At 59.3% G+C, this 23,839-nt stretch carries 23 protein-coding genes; 13 read left to right on the top strand and 10 right to left on the bottom strand.

What is annotated here, in order from left to right; translation table 11 throughout:
• Positions 1-195: 195 nt before the first annotated feature.
• From F8N62_RS18925 to F8N62_RS18935, 3 genes are all read right to left on the bottom strand, one after another.
• Positions 196-1,854, bottom strand: coding sequence for a cation acetate symporter (locus tag F8N62_RS18925; protein WP_150712102.1), 1,659 nt, complete (start codon positions 1,852-1,854; stop codon positions 196-198).
• A complete protein-coding gene (locus F8N62_RS18930; RefSeq protein WP_150712103.1) occupies positions 1,851-2,162 on the bottom strand; it encodes a DUF485 domain-containing protein in 312 nt (103 codons plus the stop codon). The genes F8N62_RS18925 and F8N62_RS18930 overlap by 4 nt, the downstream gene beginning before the upstream one ends.
• Before the next feature lie 283 nt (positions 2,163-2,445).
• Complete coding sequence (locus tag F8N62_RS18935) at positions 2,446-3,297, bottom strand: glycine betaine ABC transporter substrate-binding protein (protein ID WP_150712104.1); 852 nt, start codon at positions 3,295-3,297, stop codon at positions 2,446-2,448.
• 300 nt (positions 3,298-3,597) lie between these two features.
• Here F8N62_RS18935 and F8N62_RS18945 point away from each other — a divergent pair, with 300 nt between their 5' ends.
• The gene (locus tag F8N62_RS18945; RefSeq protein WP_150712106.1) at positions 3,598-5,193 is read left to right on the top strand and encodes a beta (1-6) glucans synthase; all 1,596 of its coding nucleotides are present in this window, start codon (positions 3,598-3,600) and stop codon (positions 5,191-5,193) included.
• A 95-nt stretch (positions 5,194-5,288) separates the two neighbouring features.
• Here the strand turns inward: F8N62_RS18945 and F8N62_RS18950 are convergent, their stop codons facing one another.
• Positions 5,289-5,657: a hypothetical protein gene (locus F8N62_RS18950; RefSeq protein WP_150712107.1), complete on the bottom strand. Its 369-nt coding sequence runs from the start codon at positions 5,655-5,657 to the stop codon at positions 5,289-5,291.
• Between the two features lie 224 nt (positions 5,658-5,881).
• Here F8N62_RS18950 and F8N62_RS18955 point away from each other — a divergent pair, with 224 nt between their 5' ends.
• Complete coding sequence (locus F8N62_RS18955; RefSeq protein ID WP_150712108.1) at positions 5,882-7,180, top strand: serine/threonine protein kinase; 1,299 nt, start codon at positions 5,882-5,884, stop codon at positions 7,178-7,180.
• Entirely contained in the window at positions 7,173-7,961 is a 789-nt protein-coding gene (locus F8N62_RS18960) for a VacJ family lipoprotein (RefSeq protein WP_150712109.1), read from the top strand. The genes F8N62_RS18955 and F8N62_RS18960 overlap by 8 nt, the downstream gene beginning before the upstream one ends.
• A 120-nt stretch (positions 7,962-8,081) precedes the next feature.
• Here the strand turns inward: F8N62_RS18960 and F8N62_RS18965 are convergent, their stop codons facing one another.
• Positions 8,082-8,996, bottom strand: coding sequence for a DUF808 domain-containing protein (locus F8N62_RS18965; RefSeq protein WP_150712110.1), 915 nt, complete (start codon positions 8,994-8,996; stop codon positions 8,082-8,084).
• Between the two features lie 134 nt (positions 8,997-9,130).
• Between F8N62_RS18965 and F8N62_RS18970 the strand changes: the two genes are divergently transcribed.
• Positions 9,131-9,739, top strand: a complete 609-nt coding sequence (locus F8N62_RS18970) for a TetR/AcrR family transcriptional regulator (RefSeq protein WP_150712111.1) — start codon at positions 9,131-9,133, stop codon at positions 9,737-9,739.
• A gap of 125 nt (positions 9,740-9,864) precedes the next feature.
• Here the strand turns inward: F8N62_RS18970 and F8N62_RS18975 are convergent, their stop codons facing one another.
• Positions 9,865-10,323: an REP-associated tyrosine transposase gene (locus F8N62_RS18975; protein WP_150712112.1), complete on the bottom strand. Its 459-nt coding sequence runs from the start codon at positions 10,321-10,323 to the stop codon at positions 9,865-9,867.
• A gap of 210 nt (positions 10,324-10,533) precedes the next feature.
• On the bottom strand, positions 10,534-10,974 hold the full coding sequence (locus F8N62_RS18980) for a GlcG/HbpS family heme-binding protein (RefSeq protein WP_150712113.1): 441 nt from the start codon (positions 10,972-10,974) through the stop codon (positions 10,534-10,536).
• Between the two features lie 267 nt (positions 10,975-11,241).
• On the opposite strand from F8N62_RS18980, the gene gcl reads away from it, so the two are divergent.
• The 9 genes from gcl (at position 11,242) to F8N62_RS19025 (ending at position 22,568) form a co-directional block, all read left to right on the top strand.
• Positions 11,242-13,017 (top strand): glyoxylate carboligase, encoded by a 1,776-nt coding sequence (gene gcl / locus F8N62_RS18985; protein WP_150712114.1) that lies wholly within the window; start codon positions 11,242-11,244, stop codon positions 13,015-13,017.
• A 146-nt stretch (positions 13,018-13,163) separates the two neighbouring features.
• Complete coding sequence (gene hyi, locus F8N62_RS18990) at positions 13,164-13,946, top strand: hydroxypyruvate isomerase (protein ID WP_150712115.1); 783 nt, start codon at positions 13,164-13,166, stop codon at positions 13,944-13,946.
• A 137-nt stretch (positions 13,947-14,083) separates the two neighbouring features.
• Positions 14,084-14,974 (top strand): 2-hydroxy-3-oxopropionate reductase, encoded by an 891-nt coding sequence (locus F8N62_RS18995; RefSeq protein WP_150712116.1) that lies wholly within the window; start codon positions 14,084-14,086, stop codon positions 14,972-14,974.
• 191 nt (positions 14,975-15,165) lie between these two features.
• A complete protein-coding gene (locus F8N62_RS19000) occupies positions 15,166-16,446 on the top strand; it encodes a glycerate kinase (protein WP_150712117.1) in 1,281 nt (426 codons plus the stop codon).
• Positions 16,436-17,851, top strand: a complete 1,416-nt coding sequence (pyk, locus tag F8N62_RS19005; RefSeq protein WP_150712118.1) for a pyruvate kinase — start codon at positions 16,436-16,438, stop codon at positions 17,849-17,851. The genes F8N62_RS19000 and pyk overlap by 11 nt, the downstream gene beginning before the upstream one ends.
• 189 nt (positions 17,852-18,040) lie before the next feature.
• Entirely contained in the window at positions 18,041-18,955 is a 915-nt protein-coding gene (locus tag F8N62_RS19010; protein ID WP_150712119.1) for an urea transporter, read from the top strand.
• Between the two features lie 21 nt (positions 18,956-18,976).
• Positions 18,977-19,801 carry an ion transporter gene (locus tag F8N62_RS19015; RefSeq protein ID WP_150712120.1) on the top strand — a complete coding sequence of 275 codons (825 nt, stop codon included), beginning with the start codon at positions 18,977-18,979 and terminating at the stop codon, positions 19,799-19,801.
• A gap of 204 nt (positions 19,802-20,005) precedes the next feature.
• Positions 20,006-21,004, top strand: a complete 999-nt coding sequence (locus tag F8N62_RS19020) for a sulfate ABC transporter substrate-binding protein (protein ID WP_150712121.1) — start codon at positions 20,006-20,008, stop codon at positions 21,002-21,004.
• 358 nt (positions 21,005-21,362) lie between these two features.
• Positions 21,363-22,568, top strand: coding sequence for an MFS transporter (locus tag F8N62_RS19025; protein ID WP_150712122.1), 1,206 nt, complete (start codon positions 21,363-21,365; stop codon positions 22,566-22,568).
• 58 nt (positions 22,569-22,626) lie between these two features.
• Here the strand turns inward: F8N62_RS19025 and F8N62_RS19030 are convergent, their stop codons facing one another.
• The 3 genes from F8N62_RS19030 to F8N62_RS19040 form a co-directional block, all read right to left on the bottom strand.
• The gene (locus F8N62_RS19030; RefSeq protein ID WP_150712123.1) at positions 22,627-23,031 is read right to left on the bottom strand and encodes a type II toxin-antitoxin system HicB family antitoxin; all 405 of its coding nucleotides are present in this window, start codon (positions 23,029-23,031) and stop codon (positions 22,627-22,629) included.
• On the bottom strand, positions 23,031-23,243 hold the full coding sequence (locus F8N62_RS19035; RefSeq protein ID WP_150712210.1) for a type II toxin-antitoxin system HicA family toxin: 213 nt from the start codon (positions 23,241-23,243) through the stop codon (positions 23,031-23,033). Before F8N62_RS19035 ends, F8N62_RS19030 begins: the two co-directional genes overlap by 1 nt.
• A 184-nt stretch (positions 23,244-23,427) precedes the next feature.
• Positions 23,428-23,832, bottom strand: coding sequence for a hypothetical protein (locus F8N62_RS19040; protein WP_150712124.1), 405 nt, complete (start codon positions 23,830-23,832; stop codon positions 23,428-23,430).
• Between the last annotated feature and the right edge of the window lie 7 nt (positions 23,833-23,839).

The following is a 23,839-nucleotide window of genomic DNA, read 5'->3' on the forward strand; positions in this document are numbered from 1 at the left end:
TGCTCGCGAAGAGGGAGTGCCAGTCACCATAAATGCTGGCTGACACGACGCTTTCGCGAGCAGGCTCGCTTCCACAGGGGTCATTACAAATCCAGAAGATGTAAAGAGTGCGATAACCGCCCCATAAAAAATGCCCCGATCTTTCGACCGGGGCATTTCTATTTCAACGCAACTTACACAAACAATCTGAAAGCCTTAGTGAGATACCGCCCCACTCGCACCCAAACCAGTCTGCGAACGAACAAACTGCGGGAAGAACAGCGCCCGCTCATTGTCAGCTGCCTTCGACTTGTCAGTGATCGAGAAGAACCAGATCCCCACAAACGCAATGATCATCGAGAACAGCGCCGGGTATTCATACGGGAAGATCGCCTTCTCGTGATGCAGGATCTGCACCCAGATGGTTGGCCCGAGGATCATCAAGCCAACGGCACTGATCAGACCCAACCAGCCCCCAATCATCGCACCGCGTGTAGTGAGCTTCTTCCAGTACATGGAAAGCAGCAGCACCGGGAAGTTACAGCTCGCCGCGATGGAGAACGCCAGGCCGACCATGAACGCGATGTTCTGGCTTTCGAACAGAATACCCAGACCGATCGCCAGCACCGCCAGAGCGATGGTGGTGATTTTCGAGACGCGAATCTCGTCTTTCTCGTTGGCCTTGCCCTTCTTGATCACACTGGCGTACAGGTCATGAGACACCGCCGAAGCACCGGCCAGGGTCAGACCGGCAACCACTGCCAGAATGGTCGCGAACGCTACCGCCGAGATGAAGCCCAGGAAGATACTGCCGCCGACCGCGTTGGCCAGGTGCACTGCCGCCATGTTGTTACCGCCCAACAACGCGCCAGCCGCGTCTTTGAAGGCCGGGTTGGTGCTGACCAGCAGGATCGCGCCGAAGCCGATGATGAAGGTCAGGATGTAGAAGTAACCAATGAAGCCAGTTGCATACAGCACGCTCTTGCGAGCTTCTTTTGCGTCACTCACGGTGAAGAAGCGCATCAGGATGTGCGGCAGGCCAGCGGTACCGAACATCAGCGCCAGGCCAAGGGAGAACGCCGAGATCGGATCTTTCACCAGACCGCCCGGGCTCATGATCGCCTCACCTTTAGGGTGAACCTTGATCGCCTCGGAGAACAGCGCGTTGAAGTCGAAGTTGACGTGCTTCATCACCATCAGGGCCATGAACGAGGCACCGGACAGCAGCAGCACCGCCTTGATGATCTGAACCCAGGTGGTCGCCAGCATGCCGCCGAACAGTACGTACATGCACATCAGGATACCGACCAGGATCACCGCAACGTGGTAATCGAGACCGAACAGCAGCTGGATCAGCTTGCCGGCACCGACCATTTGCGCGATCAGGTAAAACGCCACTACCACCAGTGAACCGCAAGCGGACAGCGAGCGGATCTGGGTTTGCCCGAGGCGGTAGGACGCCACGTCGGCAAAAGTGTATTTACCCAGGTTACGCAGGCGCTCGGCGATCAGGAACAGAATGATCGGCCAGCCCACCAGGAAGCCGATCGAGTAGATCAGGCCGTCGTAGCCGGAAGTGAACACCAGGGCGGAAATACCCAGGAAGGACGCCGCGGACATGTAGTCGCCGGCAATCGCCAGACCGTTCTGGAAGCCGGTGATCTTGCCACCCGCCGCGTAGTAGTCGGCGGCCGAGTTGTTTTTCTTCGACGCCCAGTAAGTGATGTACAAAGTTGCGCCGACGAACGCCACGAACATCAGGATCGCAGCAACGTTCAGCGGTTGTTTTTGCACGGCGCCAGTCAGGGCGTCAGCCGCCCAGACGGCCGGTGCGAAGGCTGCGATGCTCAATAGAGCGATTAGACGCCGGATCATTGCTGAGCCTCCTTGAGAATCGCATTGTTCAGGTCGTCGAATTCGCCATTGGCGCGTCGTACGTAGATGCCGGTCAGGATGAAGGCCGAAAGAATCAGCCCGACACCGATCGGTATGCCCCAGGTTATCGAAGACTCAGGGCTGAGTTTCGCGCCCAGAATATGCGGCCCGTAAGCGATCAGAAGGATGAATCCGGAGTAAAGCCCAAGCATGATCGCCGACAAAATCCAGGCGAACTTTTCTCGCTTACTAACCAGCTCCTTGAAGCGCGGGCTGTTTTGAATCGAGAGGTAAATGCTGTCGTTCATTGTTTTTATCCTCGCAGCACAGATTATTGTTGGAACGGTATCCACTCTATTCGGCTGCGGGCCAGGTTCCAGACGACCTTAGTATTAGAACGACATGACAGAATCGCCATTTTGTAGGAGCGAGCTTGCTCGCGATGGACGTAAACGATAACGCGTGATGTCTGACAGAATGCGGCGACTGCACGCTCATCGCGAGCAAGCTCGCTCCTACAGATAAGCAAAAGCCGCTTGGCATTAAATGCCGAGCGGCCTGGAAAAAGCTGAATACACGTCTCAGCTCAAATTACTTAACCCACTCGGCAACGCGCTCCGGGTGCTTGGCGACCCAATCCTTCGCGGCGGCGTCAGGTTTGGCACCGTCCTGGATTGCCAGCATGACTTCGCCGATTTCGTCTTTCGACGCCCACTGGAAGTTCTTCAGGAACTTCGCCACTTCCGGTGCCTTGGTAGCAAGCTCTTTGCTGCCGATGCTGTTCACGGTTTCAGCCGCGCCATAAACGCCTTTCGGGTCGTCGAGGAAGCGCAGTTTCCACTTGGCGAACATCCAGTGCGGCACCCAACCGGTGACGGCAATGGACTCGTTTTTCTTCTCGGCACGGGTCAGTTCGGCGATCATGCCGGCGCCGGAACTGGCCTTGAGTTGATAGCCGGTCAGGTCGTAATCCTTGATCGCCTGCTCGGACTTGAGCATCACACCCGAACCGGCGTCGATGCCGACAATGCGTTTTTTGAACGTGTCGTCGGTTTTCAGATCGTCGATGGTTTTAGCCTTGACGTATTCCGGCACGATCAAGCCGATTTTCGCGTCCTTGAAGTTCGGGCCGTAGTCGACGACCTGATCCTTGTTCTTGGTCCAGTATTCGCCGTGAGTCACGGGTAGCCATGCCGACAGCATGGCGTCCAGTTTGCCAGTGGCCACCCCCTGCCACATGATTCCGGTGGCGACGGCTTGCAACTTCACGTCATAACCCAGCTTCTGCTTGATCACTTCGGCGGCCACGTGGGTGGTCGCGACGCTGTCGGACCAGCCGTCAACGTAACCGATGCTCAGGGTTTTGCTCTCGGCGCTGGCCATCGTGGAGCCAATCGCAAGCACCAGAGCGGCACCTGCGCCTAAAAGTCGTCGCATCTTCATCGTTACTTCCCCGAAAGTGCTGCGCTCGACGGGTGCCGAGTCGCGTCAACGTTTTGTTATGGTGCCCGGCGCCCCCATCACGCCTCACGGCAAACCTGTTCGATCATCAGCGCGATTTATCAACGGGGTACTGACGCCTCGATAATCAACCTGACGCCAACCGGAACCTGTGCTGTCAGCGACCTCAAGGCATCGAGAAACGACATCAGAACGCCATTAATTACGACCGCCTGAAATGTGCCCGCCAATCCGCCCGAACTTTGCATGTCAAAATCATGCAGGCCACCAAGCGCGGGACAAATGCAGGTAACATGCGCGGCTTTGCTCCCAGACGGCCTGACCATGCCCGCGACATCACGCTTTCCTTTTTTTGCTTATTTATTCGCCTGCCTGCTGGGGCTTTTTGCCCTCGGCGGTTTTTGGTACGGGCTTGGCAAACCGGTCATTCTGCCGGACGTGGCCAGCGCCACGCACAAGCTGCAATGCGCGTCCTACACGCCCTTTGACAAGGATCAATCGCCGTTCGACGTGCCTTTCAAGTTGCGCCCCGAGCGCATGGACGCCGACCTCGCCTTGCTGGCCACCCGCTTTGAATGCATCCGCACCTATTCCATGACCGGCCTCGAGGCCCTGCCCGAGCTGGCGCGCAAACATGGTCTGAAGTTGATGATCGGCGCCTGGGTCAATAGCAACCCGGTGGACACCGAGAAAGAAGTCGACTTGCTGATTGCCTCGGCCAACGCCAACCCGGACGTGGTCACCTCGGTGATCGTCGGCAACGAAACCCTGCTGCGCAAGGAAATCACCGGGGCGCAGTTGGCAAGGCTGATCAACAAGGTCCAGAGCCAGGTCAAACAGCCGGTCACTTATGCCGACGTCTGGGAGTTCTGGCTCAAACACCCGGAAATTGCCCCGGCGGTAGATTTCCTCACCATCCACTTGCTGCCGTACTGGGAAGACGATCCGTCGAACATTGACGCCGCGCTGCAGCACGTGAGCGAAGTGCGTCAGGTGTTCGGCAACAAATTCGCGCCCAAGGACGTGATGATTGGCGAAACCGGCTGGCCGAGCGAAGGCCGCCAGCGCGAAACCGCCCTGCCGAGCCGGGTCAACGAAGCCAAGTTCATTCGCGCCTTTGTCATCATGGCCGAGCAGCAAGGCTGGCATTACAACCTGATCGAAGCCTTCGACCAACCGTGGAAGCGCGCCAGTGAAGGTGCGGTCGGCGGTTACTGGGGCCTGTTTGACGCTGATCGCCAGGACAAGGGCGTATTGGCAGGTCCGGTGTCGAACGTGCCGTACTGGTCGCAATGGCTGGCAGTGGGCGGCTTGATCTTCCTTGGCACGCTGATCCTTGGCGGGCGTGTGCGCACGACCCGTGCTGCGCTGGTGCTGCCGCTGCTCGGAGCTTTGGCGGCCTGTTCGATTGGCGCCTGGGGTGATCTGGTGCGCGTCACCACCCGGTTTGCCAGCGAATGGCTGTGGGTCGCGTTGCTGACGGGTTTGAATCTGTTGGTGCTGGCCCATGCAGCGTTGACGCTGAGCAGCCGTACCGGTTGGCGTGAGCGAGCATTCAATGTGCTGGAACGACGGGCCGGCTGGTTGCTGGCAACGGCCGGGTTTGCCGCCGCGGTGATGATGCTGGAGCTGGTATTCGATCCGCGCTATCGCAGCTTCCCGAGTGTCGCCTTCATCCTGCCGGCACTGGTTTACCTGTGCCGCCCAGTGAATGTGCCGCGTCGCGAAATCGCGCTGCTGACCTTCATCATCGGCGCCGGCATTGCGCCGCAACTGTATCGCGAAGGTTTGCAGAACCAGCAGGCCTGGGGTTGGGCGTTGGTGAGTGTGCTGATGGTCGCGGCGTTGTGGCGGTGTTTGCGGGTTCCCAAGGGCTGATTCGCAAAACAAGAGCAAAAGATCGCAGCCTGCGGCAGCTCCTACACGGGATTCACGTTTCCCTGTAGGAGCTGCCGCAGGCTGCGATCTTTTAATCAGGCGCTACGGGAAGCCCGGACCAGGCGCAAGGCAGCTATCACCACCGCAAATACCGCCATGGTCGTGTTGTACAACGCCAATGCTGGAAATCCGAACACCAGCGCCAAAACCGCCAACCACCACCCTGCCCGGCCCGGCACGACAAAGCCGATCACTGCGGCTGCCAACGCTGCCCATCCCAACACCTGGAAATGAATCATCAGCCCCAGGTTCGACCGCACCTGGCATTCCCAGCGATTCGCTTCATCCACACAGATGCCGACCCACTGCGCGTCCTCCATAAAGCCATAACGCGCGCCATAACTGGCGGCCAGCCATAAGGGCAGCAAAACAAGCAGCAGAATTACGGACAGACGGCGGGACATGAAGCACTCCAATAGACGAAAACGGCGGCCAGCTTAATCCCATGGGCGCGGTAAGCAAACGCGAGTCGCAGATAAATGGTCACGAATTCGCTGCAAAGTGTATCGTCCAGCTACTATTACCCGAAATTAGGCCTGATTGGTGCCGATCCATGGCACTTTGGCGCAACCCCCGTGGTCATAGCCTGCGAACTTTAATTCGACACTTTCCTCTTAGGGATCTAGTCATGCTCCTGTCCTTGCGCTTCGCCGCCCTGTTTGGCGGCCTTATTTTGAGTGCGTCCGCACTGGCGGTCGATATCGATGCCGCCAGTTATGGCTACCCCTTGACCAATCCGTTCGAGGCGACCATTGCGACGACACCACCGGACTTGCGTCCGGAGTTGCCGCTGGACGATGACATCGATCAGGAAACCCGCAGCGTCACGTTGCGCCCGGAGCGTGAGTTCGAATTGCCGGACAACTTCTGGCCGGTGAAGAAACTCACCTACCGGATCGCCACTCAGGATAAAGCTGCACCGTTGATCTTTCTGATCGCCGGCACCGGTGCGCGCTATGACAGCAGCCTTAACGAATACCTGAAAAAGCTCTACTACAAGGCCGGTTACCACGTCGTGCAACTGTCGTCGCCCACCAGCTTCGACTTCATGAGCGCCGCCTCGCGCTTTGCCACGCCCGGTATCACCAAGGAAGACGCCGAAGACATGTATCGGGTGATGCAAGCCGTGCGGGCGCAAAACCCCAACGTCGCCGTCACCGAGTACTACCTGACGGGTTACAGCCTGGGTGCACTGGATGCCGCATTTGTCGCGCATCTGGATGAAACCCGCCGCAGCTTCAACTTCAAGAAAGTCTTGCTGCTCAATCCGCCGGTCAATCTTTACACCTCGATCACCAACCTCGACAAACTGGTCCAGACGGAAGTCAAAGGCATCAACAACAGCACCACCTTCTATGAACTGGTGCTCAACAAGCTGACCCGCTACTTCCAGCAGAAAGGCTACATCGACCTCAACGATGCCTTGCTCTACGACTTCCAGCAGTCCAAACAGCACCTGACCAACGAACAAATGGCCATGCTGATCGGCACGTCGTTTCGCTTCTCGGCCGCCGACATTGCCTTTACCTCGGACCTGATCAACCGTCGCGGCCTGATCACCCCACCGAAAACCCCGATCACCGAAGGCACCACCCTCACGCCGTACCTCAAGCGTGCGCTGCAGTGCGACTTCGACTGCTACATCACCGAACAAGTGATCCCGATGTGGCGCGCCCGTACCGACGGCGGCAGCCTGCTGCAACTGATCGACCAGGTCAGCTTGTATGCCTTGAAGGATTACCTGCAAGCGAGCAAGAAAATCGCGGTCATGCACAACGCCGACGACGTGATCCTCGGCCCCGGTGACCTCGGCTTCCTGCGCAAGACTTTCGGCGATCGCCTGACTGTTTATCCACTGGGCGGCCATTGCGGCAACCTTAATTACCGCGTCAACAGCGACGCCATGCTGGAGTTCTTCCGTGGCTAAATATCTCCTGCTTATCGCAGCGTTACTCTGTGCAGGCGTCGCCAATGCCGACAACAGTAAAGCCAACGCGCCGGTGATCATCGACAACGATGGTTTCAAAGAGCCGTTGAGCAAACTCAAATTCAACCCGGGCCTGGACCAGCGCGAATTTGAACGCTCCACGCTCAATGCGCTGAATGTGTACGACCCGCTGGAAGAGTGGAACCGCCGGGTCTATCACTTCAACTACCGCTTCGACCAATGGGTGTTTCTGCCGGTGGTCGACGGTTATCGCTACATCACGCCGAGTTTTCTGCGCACCGGCGTCAGCAACTTTTTCAACAACCTCGGCGACGTGCCGAACCTGATGAACAGCCTGCTGCAATTCAAAGGCAAGCGTTCGATGGAAACCACAGCGCGGCTGCTGCTCAACACCACTGTCGGCATCGCCGGCCTGTGGGACCCGGCCACCGCCATGGGTCTGCCGCGCCAAAGCGAAGACTTCGGTCAGACGCTGGGTTTCTACGGCGTCCCCGGCGGCGCCTACTTTGTGCTGCCGATCCTCGGCCCGTCGAACATCCGCGACACCGGCGGCCTGGCCGTGGACTTCACTGCCGAGTCGGCGATCAACTTCCTGAACGTCGCCGAAGTCAGCGCCAACCATCCCGAACTCTGGCTGTTGCGCAGCATCGACAAGCGCAACCAGACCAGCTTCCGTTATGGCCAGCTGAACTCGCCGTTCGAGTACGAGAAAGTCCGCTACGTCTACACCGAGTCGCGCAAGTTGCAGATCGCCGAGTAATTCTGTCGGCAACAAAAAAGGCCATTCGATGCGAATCGAATGGCCTTTTTCATGCGTTTTTTTCAAACACCAAAGAACAATTGTGGGAGCGAGCCGGCTCCCACATTGAAGTGCCAGGTTTCAGCCTTTAATCGCCTTGAAGATCTTGCTGACCACCATCACCACCGCCAACACCACCGCCCCCGCAACAATCCCCGCCACCGCATTCAGCAACGTCGGTACGATAAAACCGGCACCGCCCGCCGCCGCGCTGACGCCTTCGATCCAGTGGTGAACCACCGGCACGCCATGGGTGAGAATCCCGCCACCGACCAGAAACATCGCCGCGGTACCGATCACCGACAGGCTTTTCATCATGTAGGGCGCCGCGCGCAGAATCCCGCCGCCGATGCTTTTGGCCATCTGACCCGGTTTCTGCGTCAGCCACAGGCCCAGGTCATCGAGTTTGACGATCCCGGCCACCAGGCCATAGACGCCGATGGTCATGACGATGGCAATGCCCGATAGCACAATGATTTGCTGGGTCAGCGGGGCGTCCGCCACGGTGCCGAGGGTAATGGCGATGATTTCCGCCGACAGAATGAAGTCAGTGCGCACCGCGCCCTTGATTTTGTCCTTCTCGAACGCCACCAGATCAACCGCCGGGTCGGCCACCGCCTCGACCCGTTGTGCATGCTCAGCCTGATCTTCAGCCTTGCTGTGGAGGAACTTGTGCGCGAGTTTCTCGAACCCCTCGAAGCACAGGTAAGCGCCACCGACCATCAGCAACGGCGTGACCAGCCACGGGATGAACACACTGATCGCCAGCGCTGACGGCACCAGGATCAGTTTGTTGAGGAACGAGCCCTTGGCGACGGCCCACACGACCGGGATTTCCCGTTCGGCACGCACGCCACTGACCTGCTGGGCATTCAGAGCAAGATCGTCGCCGAGTACGCCAGCGGTCTTCTTGGCGGCCATTTTGGTCATCAACGCCACATCGTCTAGCACGGCCGCGATGTCGTCGATCAGCAACAGTAAACTGCTTCCTGCCATGAATCACGTTTCCTTCTGGAATGAATGCTGCGCAGCATAGCGCGGCCGAGTACCCCACGGGGCATTCTTGAGCGGCGCGCGAGGCCGGTGCTACCATGCGCAACCGCCAGAACAGGCAAGGAACCCCCTGGTTTATGAGCACTATCCGCGAGCGCAACAAACAACTGATCCTGCGTGCCGCCAGTGAAGAATTTGCCGACAAGGGCTTCGCTGCGACCAAAACCAGTGACATCGCAGCCAAGGCGGGATTGCCCAAGCCCAACGTCTACTACTACTTCAAATCCAAGGAAAACCTCTACCGCGAGGTCCTGGAAAGTATCATCGAGCCGATTCTGCAGGCCTCGACACCGTTCAATGCCGACGGCGTACCCAGTGAAGTGCTCAGTGGCTATATCCGCTCGAAAATCCGCATCTCCCGCGACTTGCCCTTCGCCTCCAAGGTGTTCGCCAGCGAAATCATGCACGGCGCGCCGCACCTGAGTGCCGACCTGGTCGAACAGTTGAACGGCCAGGCCAGGCACAACATCGACTGCATCCAGACCTGGATCGACCGCGGCCAGATCGCCGCCATCGACCCCAACCACCTGATGTTCAGCATCTGGGCCGCTACCCAGACCTACGCCGACTTCGACTGGCAGATCACTGCCATCACCGGCAAGGCCAAGCTGGATGAAGAAGATTACGAAGCGGCGGCGCAGACGATTATCCGGTTGGTGTTGAAGGGGTGTGAGCCCGATCGGTAGACCGCGCGGCCCTCTTCGCTGGCAAGCCAGCTCCCACAGGGATTTGTGTCGTCCACAGAATTTGAATTCAACACAGAAAACTGTGGGAGCTGGCTTGCCAGCGATGAAGGCGACTCGGTGCCGGCTCAAACCCAGATGGCATCCCACAGCGGGTAGTCCCCAAGCTTTTCAACCAGCCCGGCCCGCAGTGGGTTTGCCACGACATACCGGGCCAATTTCACCAAATCCTCCTCCCGCCTCAATGCCCGGTCGTGATAACCCTGCTGCCAAAGCGGCCCCTCTCGACTGCTCGACAGATTCACCTCCCTCGTAATCAGCGATTTAGTCTGGCGCATCAGCTTTCTGAGCGAACAGTTTTCCAATTCGACCAGCCAATGAAAATGGTCGGGCATGACGACCCAAGCCAGTGATCTGGCCAATCCGAGATCTTGTGCCCGGCGAAACTGTTGAACCACCACTCGGCCCAAAGCGAGATCGGTAAAGACCGGCTTGCGATCAAGTGTGTTGGTGGTGAGCAGGTAAACTCGATTGGATTCGCCATAGCGTCCAAGGCGCAGGCGATGTGAGGCAGGCAAGTCAGGCATTCCTTTGCGTTCTCATGATGAATTCATCAGAAGACTAGACCTGTGGTTGCTAGAGACTGAGGCAGTTTTTTAGCTTGATGTGTCTGGCAGTCAGTCATCGCGGGCAAGCCCGCTCCCACAGGGATCGAGGGTGTTCACACATTTTGTGTCACCCCGTAGATCCTGTGGGAGCGGGCTTGCCCGCGATAGCATTAGATCAGGCGCCGCAAATCAAGCAGTAACCCCAGCATCCGCCCTCAACCCCAATGCCTCGATCGCATTGATCGCGCACTGTTCATCAACATCCGACAGATCGCCGCTGATGCCTGCCGCCCCGACTACATTCCCGTCCTGATCCCGAATCAGCACACCGCCCGGTGCCGGCACCACACTGCCCTGCCCCAGGCTGTTCAACGCCGCGATAAACGCCGGCCGTTGCTGGGCGTCCAGCGCCAGCAGGCGGGAGCCTTTGCCCAAGGCGATGGCGCCCCAGGCTTTGCCGATGGCGATTTGCGGCCGAAGCAGGCTGGCGCCGTCTTCGCGTTGCAGGGAGACCAGATGCCCGCCGGCGTCCAGCACGGCGATGGTCAAGGGGGCCGCGTTGATTGCACGCGCGGCGGAGATGGCCTGGCTGGTCAGGTTGACTGCCACTTTCAAGGTTAAAGCGCTCATGGTGCCGTCCTCATTTTGTTTTAGGGAAAGCGGAGGGACTGCGCGCCTGCGTCGCAGTCCGATGCAACAAATAGAACACAATGATGTATTTTTTTGTATACAATAATTTTCGAAAAGCGCCACATGCGACGAAAAGCCACAGCAATGCAGGCTTCCGACGAATGAAACGACCGCTTGAGAAAATGGATTGACCTGCGCCGTCCGCCGTGAATACACTCTGCGCAAAGCCACTTGTATACAATTACAAAACGTAAGAGGCACAAAACCATGAGCAAAATGAGAGCAATCGAAGCCGCCGTTCTGGTGATGCGCCGTGAAGGGGTTGATACCGCTTTTGGCATCCCCGGCGCCGCGATCAACCCGCTGTACTCCGCCCTGCAAAAGGTCGGTGGCATCGATCACGTCCTCGCTCGCCACGTTGAAGGCGCCTCGCACATGGCCGAGGGTTACACCCGCACCAAGGCTGGCAACATCGGCGTGTGCATCGGCACCTCCGGCCCGGCGGGTACCGATATGGTCACCGGCCTCTACAGCGCCTCGGCCGACTCGATCCCGATTCTGTGCATTACCGGGCAAGCTCCCCGCGCCCGCATGCATAAAGAAGATTTCCAGGCCGTCGACATCACCACCATTGTCAAACCTGTGACCAAGTGGGCGACCACCGTCATGGAACCGGGCCAGGTGCCGTACGCGTTCCAGAAAGCGTTCTACGAAATGCGCTCCGGCCGCCCTGGCCCGGTGCTGATCGACCTGCCGTTTGACGTGCAGATGGCCGAAATCGAATTCGACATCGATGCCTACGAGCCACTGCCGCTGGCCAAGCCCACCGCGAACCGCGTGCAAATCGAGAAGGCCCTGGCCATGCTCGATCAGGCTGAGCGTCCACTGCTGGTTGCCGGTGGCGGCATCATTAATGCCGACGCCAGCGAATTGCTGGTGGAGTTTGCCGAGCTGACCGGTATTCCGGTGATCCCGACCCTGATGGGCTGGGGCACGATTCCGGACGATCACCCATTGATGGTCGGCATGGTCGGCTTGCAGACGTCGCACCGCTACGGCAACGCCACCCTGCTCAAGTCCGACGTGGTGCTGGGCGTCGGGAACCGTTGGGCCAACCGTCACACCGGTTCGATCGACGTGTACACCGAAGGCCGCAAGTTCATTCACGTCGACATCGAGCCAACCCAGATCGGCCGCGTGTTCAACCCGGACCTGGGGATCGTTTCCGATGCCGCCGCCGCGCTGACCGTGTTCATCGAAGTCGCTCGCGAGTGGCAAGCCGCCGGCAAACTGAAAAACCGCAGCGCCTGGCTGCAAGATTGCCAGCAGCGTAAAGCCAGCCTGCAGCGCAAGACTCACTTCGACAACGTGCCGGTCAAGCCGCAGCGCGTGTACGAAGAGATGAACCAGGTGTTCGGCAAAGACACCTGCTACGTCAGCACTATCGGTCTGTCGCAAATTGCCGGCGCGCAGTTCCTGCACGTCTACAAGCCGCGTCACTGGATCAACTGCGGCCAGGCCGGCCCGTTGGGCTGGACTATTCCGGCAGCACTGGGCGTGGTCAAGGCTGATCCGACCCGCAAGGTCGTGGCACTGTCAGGCGACTATGATTTCCAGTTCATGATCGAAGAACTGGCGGTGGGCGCGCAGTTCAAGCTGCCGTACATCCACGTTGTGGTAAACAATTCGTACCTGGGGCTGATTCGTCAGGCCCAGCGCGGTTTCGACATGGACTACTGCGTGCAGCTGTCCTTCGATAACCTGAACGCTCCGGAACTCAACGGTTACGGTGTCGATCACGTCGCGGTCGCCGAAGGCCTCGGTTGCAAGGCGCTGCGAGTGTTCGAACCGGGTCAGATCCAGCCTGCCCTGCGCAAGGCCCAGGAACTGATCGAAGAGTTCAAGGTGCCGGTGATCGTCGAGATTATTCTGGAGCGCGTGACCAATATTTCCATGGGCACCGAGATCAACGCCGTCAACGAATTCGAAGACCTGGCGCTGGTCGGCAACGATGCGCCGACGGCGATTTCGTTGCTGGATTGATTCGCTATCGTTGATGGCGCCGGTGTCATCCCGGTAGGAGCTGCCGCAGGCTGCGATCTTTTGACTTTAAAAGTTGCAGATCAAAAGATCGCAGCCTGCGGCAGCTCCTACCCGGTCATCATTTTTATCTCTATCAGGAGACCACCATGCCGCGTTTCGCAGCCAACCTGTCCATGCTGTTCACCGAACAGGATTTTCTCGCCCGTTTCGAAGCGGCCGCCAAGGCCGGCTTCAGTGGTGTCGAATACCTGTTCCCTTACGACTTCAGCTCCGCCGAGATCAAGGCCACGCTCGATGCCAATGGCCTGACTCAGGTGCTGTTCAACCTGCCGGCCGGTGACTGGGCCAAGGGCGAGCGCGGGATCGCCTGCCTGCCGGACCGGGTTGAGGAATTTCGCGCCGGGGTCGATCTGGCGATTGCCTACGCACAGGTGTTGGGCAACACCCAGGTCAACTGCCTGGCCGGTATTCGTCCACAAGGCGTTGACGATGCCACCGTGGAAAAAACCTTCGTCGCCAACCTCAAATACGCCGCCGACAAGCTGCAGGCGGCGGGCATCAAGCTGGTGATGGAAGCGATCAATACCCGCGACATCCCCGGTTTCTACCTGAACAACACGGCGCAAGCCCTGTCGATTCGCGAACAGGTCGGCAGCGCCAACCTGTTCCTGCAATACGACATCTACCACATGCAAATCATGGAGGGCGACCTGGCCCGCACGCTGCAGTCGCACCTGAGTGAAATCAATCACGTGCAATTGGCGGACAACCCCGGGCGCAACGAACCGGGCACCGGTGAAATCAACTACCGCTTCCTGTTCGAACACCTGGACCGCATTGGTTATCAGGGGTGGGTGGGCTGTGAATACAAACCGCTGACCACCACCGAAGCGGGCCTGGGCTGGCTGAAAACCCATAACGCGATCTGACGCAGATCCCGTGTAGGAGCTGCCGGAGGCTGCGATCTTTTGATCTTGACCTTCAAAAGCAAAATCAAAATCAAAATCAAAAGATCGCAGCCTTCGGCAGCTCCTACGGCTGTTCATAAAAACAAGAGGAATTTCTCATGGCTAAAATCGGATTTATCGGCACCGGCATCATGGGCCACCCAATGGCGTTGAACCTGCAGAAAGCCGGCCACAGCCTGTTCCTGTCGGCGCACCACGACGCCGCACCGGCTGACCTGATCGCCGCGGGCGCAATCGCGCTGGCGAACCCGAAAGAAGTCGCGCAGGAAGCTGAAGTCATCATCGTCATGGTCCCGGATACCCCGCAGGTCGAGGACGTGCTGTTCCGCGCTGACGGCATCGCGGCCGGTGTTGGCAAAGGCAAGATCGTCATCGACATGAGCTCGATCTCGCCGACTGCCACCAAAGCCTTCGCGGCCAAAATCAACGAAAAAGGTGCGCAGTACCTCGACGCGCCGGTGTCCGGCGGTGAAGTCGGTGCCAAGGCGGCGACCTTGAGCATTATGGTCGGCGGCGATGCCGATGCCTTCGAACGCGCTCTGCCGCTGTTCCAGGCGATGGGCAAGAACATCACGCTGGTCGGCGGCAACGGCGACGGGCAAACCGCGAAAGTGGCTAACCAGATCATCGTGGCGCTGAACATCCAGGCCGTGGCCGAAGCCCTGCTGTTCGCGTCGAAAAACGGTGCCGATCCGGCCAAGGTGCGTGAAGCGCTGATGGGCGGTTTCGCTTCGTCGAAAATCCTCGAAGTGCACGGCGAGCGCATGATCAAAGGCACCTTCGATCCGGGCTTCCGCATCAGCCTGCACCAGAAGGACCTCAACCTGGCGCTGCAAGGTGCAAAAGAGCTGAACATCAACCTGCCCAACACCGCCAACACCCAGCAAGTGTTCAGCACCTGCGCGGCCATCGGTGGCAGCAACTGGGATCACTCGGCGTTGATCAAAGGCCTGGAACACATGGCGAATTTCTCGATTCGCGATAATTAACACCCGCACAAAAACCTGTGGGAGCGGGCTTGTGTGGCGAGGGAGCTTGCTCCCGCTCGGCTGCGAAGCAGTCGTAAAGCTTTTGGGGCCGCTTCGCGACCCAGCGGGAGCAAGCTCCCTCGCCACATGCAGGCTCGCTCCCACAGGGAACCGAGTTGCCCTTCAAATAACAAGAATTCCGGGAGCCCGCCATGTCGGTCGATCCGCAACAATTCCTGCGCGAGCTGTTCGCCACAGCCATCGACGCCGCCCATCCGCAGCACGTCCTCGAAGCCCATTTGCCTGCCGACCGCAGCGGTCGCGTGATCGTCATCGGCGCCGGCAAGGCGGCCGCCGCCATGGCCCAGGTGGTCGAGCGCTGCTGGCTGGGTGAAGTGTCCGGCCTGGTGGTCACCCGCTACGGTCACGGCACTCCGTGTGAAAAAATAGAAGTGGTCGAAGCGGCACATCCGGTGCCGGATGCCGCCGGCCTGGCCGTTGCGAAACGCGTGCTGGAACTGGTCAGCAACCTGACTGAAGACGACCGCGTCATCTTCCTGCTGTCGGGCGGCGGCTCGGCATTGCTCGCGCTGCCGGCCGAAGGCATCACCCTCGCCGACAAGCAATCGATCAACAAAGCCCTGCTCAAATCCGGCGCGACCATCGGCGAGATGAACTGCGTGCGCAAGCACCTCTCGGCGATCAAGGGCGGCCGTCTCGGCAAAGCCTGTTGGCCGGCCACTGTGTACACCTACGCCATTTCCGATGTGCCGGGCGACCTCGCCACGGTCATTGCCTCCGGCCCGACCGTGGCCGACCCCAGCACCAGCGCCGAAGCCTTGGCGATCCTCAAGCGCTACGGCATTGAAATCCCGGTGTCGGTGCGCAACTGGTTGCAGAGCCCGGAATCGGAGACGGTCAAACCCGGCGACCCGAGCCTGGAACGCAGTCATTTCCAATTGATCGCCCGTCCGCAACAGTCGCTGGAAGCTGCTGCGGTGAAAGCGCGTCAGGCCGGTTTCAGCCCGCTGATTCTCGGCGACCTCGAAGGCGAGTCCCGCGAAGTCGCCAAAGTCCACGCCGGCATCGCGCGCCAAGTGGTCCTGCATGGCCAGCCATTGCCGGTGCCGTGCGTGATTCTGTCTGGCGGCGAAACCACGGTCACCGTGCGCGGCAATGGCCGTGGCGGGCGCAACGCCGAATTCCTCCTCAGCCTGACCGACAGCCTCAAGGGCCTGCCGGGCGTGTATGCGCTGGCCGGTGACACCGATGGCATCGACGGCTCCGAAGACAATGCCGGCGCGATCATGACCCCGGACAGCTACGCCCGCGCCGCCACCCTCGGCCTGAGCGCCAGCGATGAACTCGACAACAACAATGGCTACGGCTATTTCGAGGCGCTGGACGCACTGATCGTTACCGAGCCGACCCGCACCAACGTCAACGACTTCCGCGCCATTCTGATTCTCGAGAGCCCTAAACATGACGCCTGATAAAAAGGTCAAAATCCTCGCCACCCTCGGCCCGGCCACCGACGGCATCGACGACATCCGCGAGCTGGTGCAGGCCGGGGTCAACATATTCCGCCTGAACTTCAGCCACGGCGATCACGCCGACCACGCCCAGCGCTATCAGTGGATTCGCGAAGTCGAGCGCCAGCTGAATTACCCGCTGGGCATTCTCATGGACCTGCAAGGCCCGAAACTGCGGGTCGGCAAGTTCGCCGAGGGCAAGGTGCAGCTGCATCGCGGCCAGGCCTTGCGCCTGGACCTCGACCCGACGCCGGGCGACCAGCGCCGGGTCAACCTGCCCCACCCGGAAATCATCGCCGCGCTGCAACCGGGCATGGACCTGTTGCTGGACGACGGCAAACTGCGCCTGCGTGTGGTCACTAAATATGCCGATGCCATCGACACCACCGTGCTCAATGGCGGTGAGTTGTCGGACCGCAAAGGGGTCAACGTGCCGCAAGCGGTGCTGGAACTGAGCCCGCTGACCGCCAAGGATCGCCGTGACTTGAGTTTCGGTCTGGAGCTGGGTGTGGACTGGGTCGCGCTGTCGTTTGTGCAGCGCCCGGAAGACATTCGCGAGGCCCGTGAGCTGATCGGCGACAAAGCATTTTTGATGGCCAAGATCGAGAAACCATCGGCGGTGACTCAACTGCGTGAAATCGCCGAATTGAGCGACGCGATCATGGTGGCCCGGGGTGATCTCGGGGTCGAAGTACCGGCCGAAAGCGTGCCGCAGATTCAGAAAAACATCATCGGGATTTGCCGCGAACTCGGCAAACCGGTGGTGGTGGCGACGCAGATGCTGGAGTCGATGCGCTTCTCCCCGGCACCGACCCGCGCCGAAGTTACCGATGTCGCCAATGCGGTGGCCGAAGGCGCCGATGCGGTAATGCTGTCGGCGGAAACCGCGTCCGGTGAGTACCCGCTGGAAGCCGTGCAGATGATGAGCAAGATCATTCGTCAGGTGGAAAACGGTCCGGATTATCAGACTCAACTGGATGTCAGCCGGCCCAAGGCTGAGGCGACTGTTTCCGATGCAATCAGCTGTGCGATCCGTCGTATCAGCAACGTGTTGCCGGTGGCGGTGCTGGTCAACTACAGCGAGTCGGGCACGTCGAGTCTGCGGGCGGCGCGGGAACGGCCGACGGTGCCGATTCTGAACCTGACGCCGAACTTGCAGACGGCTCGCCGGTTGACGGTGGCGTGGGGGGTGCACTCGGTGGTGAATGACCGGCTGCGCCAAGTGGATGAAGTGTGCTCGACGGCGCTGGAAATTGCCCAGGCCCAAGGCATGGCGCAGCGCGGCGATACATTGTTGATCACTGCGGGGGTGCCGTTTGGGCAGCCTGGGTCGACTAACTCGTTGCGTATCGAAACATTGATCTGACAAATCACCCCTGTGGCGAGGGAGCTCGCTCCCGCTCGGCTGCGCAGCAGTCGTCGCTTTGGCATGACGGTTCCAACAGAAAGACCGCATTTGCCGAATTGGGGCTGCTCCGCAGCCCAGCGGGAGCAAGCTCCCTCGCCACAGAGTTGTGCAACACCTTTTGATTTTCCTCTGCCCACAGACTTCATCATGCCTGCCAACCACTTCAACACCCACTGCCCCGACTGGGCGACTGCCCTGCTCAACGGCTTCAGCCAGATCTTCCTCCAGCGCCATCCGCTGTTTGGGCTGCTGTGCCTGTTGGCAATCCTGTTTACCGCGCCGACACTGCTCGGCGGCGCATTGTTGGGCGGTGTTGCCGGCCTGCTCACTGCGCAACGTCGCAATTACGCCAAGGCCGATCGCCAGGCCGGGCTGTTCAGCTACAACGGCATTCTGCTCGGCGTATTGCTGAGCCTGTATTTCCCCTGGTCGGCGTTATTGCCGCCGCTGATTATCGCTGCGGGCGGGCTGAGTGCAATGATCACTCAACAGTGGCTCAAACGCGTCCGGGTCAGCCTCTACCTGCCGGCCTATACGGCGCCCTTCGTGGGGCTGGGCTGGGTGCTGCTGTGCTTCGCCACACCTTCGGCAACAGCGCATTTGATTGAAATCAATACGTTGAACCTGCTCGTTGCCCCCCTCCAAGGCTTCGGCCAGGTGATGTTCCTCGGTCATCCGCTGGCCGGTGCGATGATTGCGGCGGGTTTGCTGATCGCTGACCGCCGCGCATTCTGCTGGGCGTCGCTGGCGTCTGTCGCGGGCATGGGCTGGAGCCTGTTGCATCACGACTTTTACAGCGCATTGCTCGGGCTCGGCGGCTATAACGCGATACTCGCCGCCCTCGCCTTGAGCGCCCTGCGCCAGCAGCCGTGGTTGCCGCTGGTCGGCATCGCATCAGCGCTGTTGCTGACGCCATTATTTGCCGCCATCGGCCTGCCGACGCTGACGGCACCGTTCATCCTCGCCTGCTGGCTGATTCGCACGGCTGTTCTGATACTCGGCAAGGCCGCTGTCACCCATACGCCTTGCACTCTGGAGGACAATCAACCTAGGCTTCGCTGATCATTGGTTCAGGCGTTATCCATGGACAGCAGCAAAAACTGGCGTGAAGAGCTTTACGTCATGGTTTTCCAGAGTGACACCAAGGCGGGACGACGCTTCGACGGCATCCTGCTGTTGATCATCCTCGCCAGCATTGTCACCGTGATGCTCGACAGCATCGACACGGTCCACCAGAACTACGCCAACGTGCTGGCGTACATCGAGTGGGGCTTCACCGTCATTTTCGCCATCGAATATGGCCTGCGTCTGTATTGTTCGCCCAAGCCGTTGCGCTACGCGTTCAGCTTCTACGGGCTGGTGGATCTGCTGGCCATCGTGCCCGGCATCCTTGCGCTGTATTACGCCGACGCTCAGTACCTGCTGATTATCCGGATCATCCGGATGCTGCGGATTTTCCGCGTGCTCAAGCTCAGTCCGTACCTTAAGCAAGCCAATTACCTGATGTCGGCGCTGCGTGGCAGCAAGCAGAAAATCGTGGTGTTTCTGGTCAGCGTCTGCACGCTGGTCACCGTGTTCGGCACCTTGATGTATGTGATCGAAGGTCCGGAGCACGGCTTCACCAGCATTCCCAAAGGCATTTACTGGGCCATCGTGACGCTGACCACCGTGGGCTTTGGCGACATCGTGCCGAAAACGCCGCTGGGACAGGTGATTTCATCGTTGGTAATGATCACCGGTTACTCGATCATCGCCGTGCCGACCGGGATTTTCACCGCCGAACTGGCCAACGCCATGCGCGGTGAACAGTTGCAACACGACTGCCCGGTGTGCAGGAAAAACAGCCACGAGCATGGCGCAGCATTCTGTTCGCGGTGTGGCAATGCGCTGTTTAAGAAACTGGAATAAGCAAAGTGCTTTTTAATCTTTAAAGGACTATGCGAGCGCAGTTATAGTCGCTGGCAAAACGGTGGCAACACCTTTAACAACCGACAACAATCGTAGGAGCTGCCGCAGGCTGCGATCTTTTGATGTTTCTCTTAAAGATCAAAAGATCGTCCGAACGCGGCCCGAGCCTTCGGCAGCTCCTACAAATCGAACAAGGAATGCGCAGTGAAAAAACTTTTTGGCGCCTCACTACTGGCCGCTGGCTTGGCACTCACCAGCGTGGCTCAGGCCGCACCGACCCTGCTCAACGTTTCCTACGACGTGATGCGCGATTTCTACAAGGACTACAACACGGCTTTCCAGAAACACTGGCAAGCCGAGCACAATGAAAACATCACCTTGCAAATGTCCTTCGGCGGCTCCAGCAAACAGGCGCGCTCGGTGATCGATGGCCTGCCCGCTGATGTCATTACCATGAACATGGCCACTGACATCAACGCACTGGCCGACAACGGCAAACTGGTCCCGGACAACTGGGTTACCCGCCTGCCGAACAACAGCGCGCCATTCACCTCGGCCACCGTGTTTATCGTGCGCAAAGGTAACCCGAAAGCCCTGAAAGACTGGCCCGACCTGCTCAAGGACGGCGTGCAGGTGATCGTGCCAAACCCGAAAACCTCGGGCAACGGGCGCTACACCTATCTATCGGCCTGGGGTTATGTGCTGAAAAACGGCGGTGACGAGACCAAGGCCAAAGACTTCGTCGGCAAATTGTTCAAGCAGGCACCGGTGCTGGACACTGGCGGCCGTGCAGCCACCACCACCTTCATGACCAACCAGATCGGCGACGTGCTGGTGACCTTCGAAAACGAAGCGGAAATGATTGCCCGCGAGTTTGGTCGCGATCAGTTCGAAGTCGTCTACCCAAGCGTCTCCGCCGAAGCCGAGCCGCCGGTATCGGTGGTCGATAAAGTTGTCGAAAAGAAAGGCACTCGCGCTGCGGCCGAGGAATACCTGAAGTACCTGTGGTCGCCGGAAGGTCAGGAAATTGCCGCCGCCAACTACCTGCGTCCGCGTGACCCGGCGGTGCTGGCCAAGTACACCGACCGCTTCCCGAAAGTGGATTTCCTGTCGGTCGAGAAAACCTTTGGTGACTGGCGCACCGTGCAGAAAACTCACTTCAACGATGGCGGGGTTTTTGATCAGATTTACAGCGGTCAATAATTCCTGAGAGCAATGAAAAGGCGACCCCAGAGGTCGCCTTTTTTATGCGGATTTTTTGCCGCGCCACCGAACTACTGTGGGAGCGAGCCTGCTCGCGAATGCGATGTATCAGCCCCATTAACGTGAACGACTTGCAGCATTCGCGAGCAGGCTCGCTCCCACGGAGTCCGAGTAAGGAATCCAAGCTCGCTGTCGACCACGATGTAAGTGAATGTATCATCACGCCTGACGCTTCTGGCGCGGGTTTTCAGTGTCCCCCATTCCGCAAAGGAATAATTACTATCACTCCAAACTCACTTCCGCCCTCCCGGCCGGGCGCTTAGCCTGCGCGCATTCCATTTTGCTCAACGAGACCGTTATGAAACCAGCGACCCAGGTGCCCCACGGTGCCGCGACGATGACCAAAGGCATGGTGCTGCTGTTTGCCTTCTGCTGCGGCGCCATCGTTGCCAACATCTACTACGCCCAACCAATCATTGGCTTGATTGCGCCCGACATCGGCCTGACCAGCACCATGGCCAGCCTGATCGTTTCGCTCACCCAGATTGGCTATGCCCTGGGCCTGTTTTTCCTGGTGCCGCTGGGTGATCTGCTGGAAAACCGTCGGTTGATGATCATCACCACCGTGGTGGCAATTGCCAGTCTGCTGGGCGCCGCGTTTACCGATCAGCCCAACGTGTTTCTGTTGATCTCGTTGTTGGTGGGTTTCAGTTCGGTGTCAGTCCAGATCCTGATTCCACTGGCTGCGCACCTGGCGCCGGAGGAGTCTCGCGGACGCGTGGTCGGCGCAATCATGGGCGGTTTGCTGTTGGGGATTCTGTTGGCACGACCGGTGTCCAGCGTCGTGGCGGATCACTTCGGTTGGCGCGCGATGTTTGTGATTGCGGCGCTGTTGATGGCGGCGATCAGCATGGTGCTGGCATTGACGATACCCAAGCGCCAGCCTGATCACACGGCGTCCTACGGCCAGTTGCTGGGTTCGTTGTGGACGCTGTTGCGTCAGCAGCCGGTCTTGCGACAACGGGCGTTTTATCAGGGCTGCATGTTCGCCACGTTCAGCCTGTTCTGGACTGCCGTGCCGCTGGAACTGGCGCGCAATCACGGGTTGTCGCAAACCCAGATCGCGATCTTCGCCCTGGTCGGTGCAATCGGTGCGATTGCCGCGCCCATCGCCGGTCGCCTGGCAGATGCCGGACACACCCGCATCGCTTCGTTACTGGCATTGGTGTTCGCCAGCCTGAGTTTCCTGCCGGCGTTCATTCACCCTGTTTACAGCGTGATCGGTCTCGCGGTGACTGGCGTAGTACTCGACTTCTGCGTGCAGATGAACATGGTGCTCGGCCAGCGCGCGGTTTACGCCCTCGACGCCAAAAGCCGTAGCCGCTTGAATGCACTGTACATGACCAGCATTTTCATCGGTGGCGCGTTTGGCTCCTCAGTGGCAAGTGCCGTGTATGAACAGGGTGGATGGTTGTGGATCGTGATAGTGGGTAGTGCGTTTCCGCTGTTGGCCTTGTTGCGGTTTTTGAGGGTTTCGCAGAAAGCTTCGTTGGCGACCGCTTAAGCGTCAAACCTTCGCGGGCGATACAACTTGCCCGCGAAGGTGATGGCCTTGACAGCACTCAGAGCCGAACCAACTTCTCCATCGCCGCATCCGCGAGAAAGGAAGAGCGGCTTTTCACATTATGCTCACGCACATACCGGTCAATGCGCTGAATGACATAACCGGGCAACGTCACGTTGACCTTCTCGGTCTTACCCATGTACGGCGCAATGTCCAGCTCCAGCATTCCCCAGCCCATGTCGGCAAAGTCAGGGTTGCCACGATGGACAGCGGCCGATGTCGGCATCGGTATCGACTCCCCGTCAGCCGCTATTTCCTGAAGCATGATGTGGGCAATCTCGATGGCTGCGTTGTAAGCGTCTTCAAACGTGTCCCCGGCCGTGACGGCACCCGGAATATCGGGGATCTGAATACCGATGGCGGTGTTCTCGTCGCCCCACTCGATACAGATTGGATATTGCATTATGGATCTCCTGCGTAACTGGCTGGCGGGCAGTAAAGCCCGGCTCGCCTCCTGATGCTCTTAACCGTCCCGATGGGTAAATCCTTCTTCGGATGGGGAACGGGAATCGTGTAAGGGTTGTAACGGTGAGTGAAGAGGTGATGGCTCCCGGCAATCCGGTCCAGCGCCCAACCCGCCTCCTGCAGCTCCTTGATCAATAACCTGCTCTGCACCATTCGCCTCCTGGCTCCGGCCTAAACAAACGTAACTCTAGAGTTATATTTATTCAAGCACAAAATTGCCGTGCATGACGTTCGGTAGTTTTGCAGGGTGTGTTTTCCACTCTCCAGACCCGGCTCGCTATTTTGTCGCGGCAACAAAAAGGCGACCCGAAGGTCGCCTGGCGCTACTGCTGATTTACTCCCCGAATTGCCGTCCCAAACCGCCCGGCACGCCATGAATATCGGTGTCCTCCCAAGGCCCGTTGGGGCTGATCGACCGGCTCCAGCCGTTGTTCCAGCGGTAGTAGGTACGCTGGCGGTAGAAGGTGTTGGTCTGGTCATCCAGCACATACACGCCCATTTTCGCGTCCCAATGGCTGTTACCGCCCGGTGGCGGGGCGAAGCTGGCGGAGGTGCGTGGCAGTGGTTTGGCGGGCTTGGCCGGAATGCTCGGTTTGCTCGGCGCAGGTGTCGTTGACGGTGTCGGGCGGGGCTGCGAGGGCGGGATCGGCGGCAGCGGTGTCGGCTCCGGCCGCTGGACCGCACACGCGCTTAACCCCATAACCAGACTGAGCAGGGTGATACGAGCGATAGCGGTCATGGCGGTG

Source organism: Pseudomonas fluorescens (genome assembly GCF_902497785.1).
In the GTDB taxonomy this organism is placed as follows: domain Bacteria; phylum Pseudomonadota; class Gammaproteobacteria; order Pseudomonadales; family Pseudomonadaceae; genus Aquipseudomonas; species Aquipseudomonas fluorescens_BO.